This window comes from Inquilinus sp. (assembly GCF_057815775.1).
Map to the genome: position 1 here is coordinate 1 of NZ_JBYRFX010001099.1, position 6,433 is coordinate 6,433.

General features: G+C 67.8%; 8 protein-coding genes. 5 read left to right on the forward strand and 3 right to left on the reverse strand.

Annotated features, from left to right (window positions below):
- Nucleotides 1–1,042, forward strand: a 1,042-nt coding sequence (locus tag AC3XYG_RS39315; protein ID WP_489145353.1) for an amidase, incomplete at its 5' end; no start/stop codon positions are given.
- A 57-nt stretch (nucleotides 1,043–1,099) separates the two neighbouring features.
- On the opposite strand, the gene AC3XYG_RS39320 is transcribed toward AC3XYG_RS39315, so the two are convergent.
- A complete protein-coding gene (locus tag AC3XYG_RS39320; protein WP_489145354.1) occupies nucleotides 1,100–1,714 on the reverse strand; it encodes a TetR/AcrR family transcriptional regulator in 615 nt (204 codons plus the stop codon).
- A 129-nt stretch (nucleotides 1,715–1,843) separates the two neighbouring features.
- Here AC3XYG_RS39320 and AC3XYG_RS39325 point away from each other — a divergent pair, with 129 nt between their 5' ends.
- The 3 genes from AC3XYG_RS39325 to AC3XYG_RS39335 are packed head-to-tail and all read left to right on the forward strand — an operon-like array spanning nucleotide 1,844 to nucleotide 4,201.
- Nucleotides 1,844–2,746, forward strand: coding sequence for an alpha/beta hydrolase (locus AC3XYG_RS39325; protein ID WP_489145355.1), 903 nt, complete (start codon nucleotides 1,844–1,846; stop codon nucleotides 2,744–2,746).
- Complete coding sequence (locus AC3XYG_RS39330) at nucleotides 2,667–3,638, forward strand: MBL fold metallo-hydrolase (protein ID WP_489145356.1); 972 nt, start codon at nucleotides 2,667–2,669, stop codon at nucleotides 3,636–3,638. Before AC3XYG_RS39325 ends, AC3XYG_RS39330 begins: the two co-directional genes overlap by 80 nt.
- 32 nt (nucleotides 3,639–3,670) lie before the next feature.
- Nucleotides 3,671–4,201 (forward strand): hypothetical protein, encoded by a 531-nt coding sequence (locus tag AC3XYG_RS39335; RefSeq protein ID WP_489145357.1) that lies wholly within the window; start codon nucleotides 3,671–3,673, stop codon nucleotides 4,199–4,201.
- Nucleotides 4,202–4,209: 8 nt separating this feature from the next.
- Here the strand turns inward: AC3XYG_RS39335 and AC3XYG_RS39340 are convergent, their stop codons facing one another.
- Both AC3XYG_RS39340 and AC3XYG_RS39345 read right to left on the reverse strand, forming a co-directional pair.
- The gene (locus AC3XYG_RS39340; protein ID WP_489145358.1) at nucleotides 4,210–4,698 is read right to left on the reverse strand and encodes a GFA family protein; all 489 of its coding nucleotides are present in this window, start codon (nucleotides 4,696–4,698) and stop codon (nucleotides 4,210–4,212) included.
- Between the two features lie 8 nt (nucleotides 4,699–4,706).
- The gene (locus tag AC3XYG_RS39345) at nucleotides 4,707–5,603 is read right to left on the reverse strand and encodes a LysR family transcriptional regulator (RefSeq protein WP_489145359.1); all 897 of its coding nucleotides are present in this window, start codon (nucleotides 5,601–5,603) and stop codon (nucleotides 4,707–4,709) included.
- Between the two features lie 92 nt (nucleotides 5,604–5,695).
- On the opposite strand from AC3XYG_RS39345, the gene AC3XYG_RS39350 reads away from it, so the two are divergent.
- Nucleotides 5,696–6,433: NAD-dependent epimerase/dehydratase family protein (locus AC3XYG_RS39350; protein ID WP_489145360.1), on the forward strand; the 738-nt coding region annotated here is incomplete at its 3' end.

Here is a 6,433-nt window from a genome sequence, read left to right on the forward strand (position 1 = left end):
GACCAATGTGCCTGAGTTCTCCTTCTGGACCGAGAGCGACAACCTCGTGACCGGCCGCACCAACAAACCCTGGAATCTCGAGCGCACGCCCGGCGGTTCCTCCGGTGGCGAGTCGGCTGCGCTCGCAGCCGGCATGTCGCCCATCGGCATTGGCAGCGACGTCATGATATCGCTGCGAGGTCCCGCCGCCTTCACCGGCATCGCCGCACTGAAGGCCACCCATGGCCGAATTCCCTACACCGGCCATTACCCGACCGTGCTGTCGCGCTGGTGGCATGTCGGCCCGATGGCCCGCACCGTGGGTGATGTTGCTCTCGGCTATTCGATCCTCAACGGCCGGGACGGGATCGACGGTTATGCCGTCCATGCCAGGGATGCCGGGACGGGCGATGGTGGGATCGCCGGCCGGCCCCTCCGCATCGGCTGGGTCTCGGACACGGCCTTCGGACCGGTGGACCCCGAGATCACCGCCGCCGTCGCGGCCGCCGCGGCGCAGCTTTCCGATCTCGGATATGCGGTGGAGGAGGTGCGGCTGCCGTTCATGGAACGGGGTGATCCGCTCGCGGCGCTGATGACGGCCGTCTATGGCGAAATCGTCCCCACCATCAAGGCGCTCGCGGCCGGCCGCGAAGCCGAGCTGCACGCGGTCGGTGCCGGCATCGTGGCGATGTCGGATCCGTCCTTTGCCGATTTCCTGGCGGCGCAGATCCAGGTCGAGGCCTTCCGGTCGGCGTTTGCCGGATATTTCGAGACGTATGACGTGCTGCTGTGCCCGGTCAACCCGATGACCGCCACGCCGCACGGGGCCCAGGAACTGGTCGTCGACGGCGTGACGGTGCCGTGGACCCACGTCATGCGCGCGACCTCGCCGTTCAACCTGACCGGCCTTCCCGCGCTGTCGGTGCCGTATGGCTTCAGCTCGGAGAAGCTGCCGATCGGCATCCAGCTCGTGTCCCGATGGCACGATGAAGCCACCATCCTGCGCCTGGGCGCTCTGCTCGAACGCCGGGGCGGCCTCGGCGACCGTCACCCCGAGATCTAGGATCGCGACGGGCTCCGGCGGCCTTGTCGCCGGAGCCCTTTCGCTTCGTGCCTGTCGTCAGGCGAGAAGCCCGCCGAAGACGATCTCCTTGAACTCGATCAGCGGGGCGTCGCTCTTCTCGACCCGCATCCGCAGCAGCGCGCCTTCCCAGCTGTTCATGGTGAAGCGGGCCAGCAGCGCCGCAGGAAATTGCCGGCCGATCGTGCCCTGCGCCTGGGCTTCGGCGATACAGGCCTCGAACAGGCTGTTCCAGGCCGCGAACTGCTGGACCAGGTGCTCCCGGATCAGGGCGCTGTGATCTGCGGCCTCGGCGCTGAAATTCCCCATCAGGCAGCCGCGGGTGTAGTTGGACGCTCGGAACACCTCGATCCGGTCGTCGAAATAGGCCGCCAGCCGGGCGCGGGGCGCCACGCCGGGATCGCAGAGAAAATCGCGCAGCTTGTCCTGAGCGCGATCGGAATAGGCGTCGATCACCTCCGCCCCGAAGGCCTCCTTGCTTGGGAAGTGGTTGTAGAACGAGCCCTTCGGAACATCGGCCCCTTCGACGATGCCCTGGATCCCGGTCGCCGCATATCCCTCCGCATGCATCATGCGCAGGCCCGCCTGCACGAGGTTGGCGCGGGTGTCGGGCTTCGGCTTCGGGCCCCGTCGGGCGGCAGGGCGGGAGTCCATCTCAAAGCTCCTTGACTAATTCAAGACGACCGGTCATTCATTATTTATCGACGCCCTGGTGGAGGCTGTCAAGGCAGCGCTTTGCGCCTGCCCGGCGGCGACGTCGGGCGATCTGCCAGGAGGCCGGATTTGGTTGCGAAGACCGATGTGAGGATTCCCGCGGAAGGCGGGATCGAGCTGGACGCCTGGCTGTTCCTGCCCGAGGCACCCGGCGCGCGCCCGGCCATCACCATGGCGCATGGCTTCGCCGGGACCAAGGCGCATGGCCTCGAGCGCTTCGCCACAGCCTTCGCCGCGGCGGGCTTCGTCGTGCTGGTGCACGATCATCGCAACTTCGGGGCGAGCGGCGGCGACATCCGCGGGGATATCGATCCCTGGCGGCAGGTTGCGGATTGGCGCCGCGCGATCTCCTGGCTGGAGGCGAGGCCGGAGGTCGATCCGGCGCGCATTGGGCTGTGGGGGTCGAGCTATGCCGGCGGGCACGCCATCGTGCTGGGTGCCACCGATCGCCGTCTGCGCTGCGTCGTGGCGCAGGTGCCGACCATCAGCGGCTACGAACAGGGGCTGCGGCGGGTCTCGCCGGATGCGAGGCCCGCGCTGGAGCAGGCCTTCGACGAGGATGAGAGAGCCCAGTTGCGGGGCGAGCCGCCGCGCCGGCAGGTGGTCGTCAGCGCCGATCCAGCTGTCCCGGCCGCCTATCGCTCCCCGGATGCCGTCGCTTTCTACCAGCAGCCGCTTCCCGCCGGTCTCTGGGAGAACGAGATCACCCTGCGCTCGACGCGTGCTGCGCGAATGTACGAGCCGGGCCGCTGGATTGCCCGCGTGTCGCCGACCCCGCTGCTGCTGGTGGTCGCCCGCGACGACAGGCTGACGGTCGCCGATCTCGCGCTGGCCGCCTATGAGCGCGCGCTGCAGCCCAAGCGGCTCGCCTTGCTGCCGGGCGGTCATTTCGATGCCTATCTCGGCCAGTTCCCGCAGGCGGAAGCCGCCGCGACGGGCTGGTTTCGCGAACATCTGCTCGACCCGTCATAACCGACAACCAGCCATGGAACCGACAATGAGCACCACCGGCGCCACCGATACGGACCTTCACTGGGATGTGCTGACGATCAAGCGCCCCGGCCTCAGCCGCGACCTGCCGCCCGGCAAGGAAGAGCTGATGTGGGTGGCGAACTCATCGACTCTCATCTCCGGCAAGCATGATGCCGTCCTGGTGGACACGTTCCTCACCAACGAACAATCACAGACCCTGCTGGACTGGGTCGTCGCCAGCGGCAAAAATCTCACGGCGATCTACATCACCCACGGCCATGGCGATCACTTCTTTGGCCTCGCCTCGCTGCTGGAACGCTTTCCGAAGGCCAGGGCGGTCGCGACGCCGGAGGTGGTCGCGGCGATGCACGCGCATCTGTCGCCGGAATCGATCGAGAATTTCTGGCGCCGGCTGTTTCCCGGCCAGATCGCGGACCGCCTGCTGGTCGCCGAGCCGCTCGAAAACAATGAACTGGAGCTGGAAGGGCACAGGCTTGTCGCCGTGAATGCGGGGCGGACCGATACGGCACAGTCGACCTGCCTGCACGTCCCGTCGATCGGGCTGCTCGTCGGTGGCGACGCCGTCTACAACGGCATCCATCCCTATCTCGGCGAGACCGATACACATAGCCGGCTGGAATGGATCGCCACGCTCGACCGGCTCGATACCCTGAAGCCGAAGGCGGTGATCGCCGGGCACAAGCTACCGGATAACGACGACAATCCCCGCATCATCGGCGAGACGCGCCAGTACATCGCCGACTTCAACCGGCTGAACGCGGCCACGACGACCGCGCGCCAGCTCTACGACGCCATGCTGGAGATCTATCCCGACCGCGCCAATCCCGGCTCGCTCTGGGGCGCCGCCAACATCGCCAAGAAGCAGGCGTAGTGCCGCCTCCCACCCATAGAGGATTGCTGGACATGCAGAAGATGTTTGCCGCCGTTGCCGTCGCCCTGGCGGCTCTGGCCGCCGGACCTTCGGTCGCGGCCACGACGGCCTATCGGGACCCGCTCGACGCCAAGACCCTGGACGCTATCAAGGCGCGCTTCGGCACGCTGATGGCCGCGGCGAACCGGCATGATCTGGACACGTTGCAGGGGCTGTACTGGCAGTCCCCCTCGGTCCTGCTGGTGGCCAAGAGTGCCATTCCGGCCGAGGGCAATTGGGCGGGCTTCTGGGGCAACGCAGCAATCGACCAGAAGCTGCACGACATCGCCGCGTCCGGCCCCATCGTGCTGGAGCCCGATTTCGCGAAGGTCAAGGTCGTCGGCCTCACCCGCCAGGTGGCGGAATCCTATGCGCCGGTGACCATCACCGTGTCCTATGCCGGGCAGGACGGCACGCCCAAGCCGTTTCTGATCGTCATCGACTGGCTCAAGACCGGCAAGGACTGGAAGATCGCCTCCGAGGTTCTGCTGCCGGTGCCGCCGGTCCCCATCGCCAAGCCATAACGCAGGGGTCAGAAATCGGGTTCGGGCGGCTTCTTCCGGCCCGGCCGCTCCCACATCACGCCGGGAAAGCCTTTCAGGGGACGCAGCGGCTCACCCCGATAGGCCCATTCCGGCGCCTGTTCGATGGCGATGTGATAGAGCGGCTCTCGCCCGGTGCGGGTTTCGAACAGCGCACGGGGCAGGTTCACCATCTGCGGCGCATGGGCCCGTTCATAGACCAGCGGCGTGCCGCAGCGGGCGCAGAAACTTCGCGCGGCCCCCGTCGCCTCGTCCTCGAAGCGGGAGATCTCCGTGGCGCCCTTGGTGATGCGGAAGCGGCTGCGCCAGCTGCCGACATAGGTGGCATAGGCGGCGCCATGGGCATGGCGGCTAGCCTTGGAATGGTCGTGCCAGGCCCAGCGCGCCGGGACGTCGATCTCCAGCTGCACCTGGCCACAGAGACACCAGCCCTGCGCGACCGCCGCCGCCTGTTTCTTCCCGGCCACAGTCTTGCTCATATCGGACCTCATCCGCAGCTTTGGGGTGCTCCGGCGCCGCACCATTCCGGCAGGGCGTCGAGCAGGGCGCGGAGCGCCGGTGACGGCACGATGGATCGTGGGTAGAGGGCCGTCGCCGGTGATGTCGGCAGATCATGCTGCGGCAGGATCCGTACCAGCGTCCCGTCGGCCAGGTCCGTGGCGATGAAAAACTCCGGCAGCTGCGCCAGCCCCAGCCCGGCCCGGGCGGCGTCGCGGGTCACGATCATGCTGCCGGTGCTGATGCGCCAGGGCACCCGCACCGTCTCGCCGCCGATGGTCCAGTGGTCGAGCGTCCGCTGGGTCAGGATCGCGACATGGTGCTTCAGGTCGCGGACCTCCTGGGGCACGCCGCGGGCCGCCAAGTAGGGCGGTGCGGCGACGACGATCATCGGAATATCCGCCAGGCGGCGGCTGATCAGGTCGCTGTCAGCAAGGTCGCCCATGCGGATGGCGAGATCGAAGCCTTCCGTGATGATGTTCACCCGCTCGTCGCTGAAGTGAAGATCTGCCTGGATGCGGGGATGCTGCTCCAGGAACCGCACCAGCCGGGGCGCGATGACGCCCTGTCCGAAGGCCACCGGCACGGTGACCCGCAGCAAGCCGGCGGGCTCCATGTTCGCGATCCGGATCTCCGACTGGGCGGCCGTCGCGTCATGGACGATGGCCTGGACGCGCTCGAAGAAGCGCCGGCCGGTGTCGGTCAGGCCGAGCGCGCGGGTCGACCGCGTCAGCAGTGGCGTGCCGATCGAGGCTTCCAGCGCCGCCAGGCGTCGGCTGACCGTCGCTTTGGGCAGACCGAGGGTCCGGCCGGCCGCGCTCAACGAACCGTCCTCGACGATCCGCACGAACAGCGCCATGCCGCTGAGATCCAGCTTTTCGCTCATTGTTCCATTTTCAGGACACCGAAGTTCCAGATCATAATCTACTGTTCCTATTCGTGACGAACAATATCCAGCGCCGCAACCGGAGCTGGATCATGACCACCACGACAATAGACCAAGACAGGGCGGTGCCCTTAGCGGAGCCGGCCGGGACGGTGCTGGTGACGGGCGGGACCGGATTTGTCGGTGCCTGGTGCATCGTCGAACTGCTGCAGCACGGCTATGCCGTGCGCACCACCGTGCGCAGCCAGGCCAAGGCGCCGGCGGTGTACGCGGCCATGGCTGCCGCCGGCGTTGATCCCGGCGACCGCCTGACGGTCTTCGCGGCCGACCTGACCCGGGATGAGGGGTGGGACGCGGCGATGGCGGGCTGCGATTACGTGCTGCATGTCGCGTCCCCGCTCGGCACCGACGCGCCCCGAAATCCCGACGCGCTGATCGTCCCCGCCCGCGACGGCACGCTGCGGGTGCTGCGTGCCGCCGTGAAGGCCCGGGTCGGGCGTGTCGTGATGACCTCCTCGACCGCGGCCGCCAGCCCGCCGCCGCGTGGCCCGGACGGCGTCAGTGACGAAACCCGATGGACCGACCCAAACGCCAGGCTGATGTCGGCGTATCGCCAGTCGAAGGTCCTGGCGGAGCGGGCGGCCTGGGATTTCATGGCCGCCCATGCCGGCCCGACCAGCCTGGCCACGATCCTGCCTGGCGCGGTGTTGGGGCCGGTGTTGAGCACGGACAATCTCGGTTCGGTGCAGTTGGTCGGCCGCCTGCTCGACGGCCGGTTGCGCGGCAATCCGCGGCTCGGCTTCAACATCGTGGATGTCCGCGACCTGGCT

What these genes read in the sequence shown, in the direction of transcription:
- AC3XYG_RS39320 (WP_489145354.1), bottom strand. Translation starts at nt 1,714, where the DNA reads ATGGACTCCCGCCCTGCCGCCCGACGGGGCCCGAAGCCGAAGCCCGAC.
- AC3XYG_RS39330 (WP_489145356.1), top strand. Translation starts at nt 2,667, where the DNA reads ATGCCTATCTCGGCCAGTTCCCGCAGGCGGAAGCCGCCGCGACGGGCT.
- AC3XYG_RS39335 (WP_489145357.1), top strand. Translation starts at nt 3,671, where the DNA reads ATGCAGAAGATGTTTGCCGCCGTTGCCGTCGCCCTGGCGGCTCTGGCC.
- AC3XYG_RS39340 (WP_489145358.1), bottom strand. Translation starts at nt 4,698, where the DNA reads ATGAGCAAGACTGTGGCCGGGAAGAAACAGGCGGCGGCGGTCGCGCAG.
- AC3XYG_RS39345 (WP_489145359.1), bottom strand. Translation starts at nt 5,603, where the DNA reads ATGAGCGAAAAGCTGGATCTCAGCGGCATGGCGCTGTTCGTGCGGATC.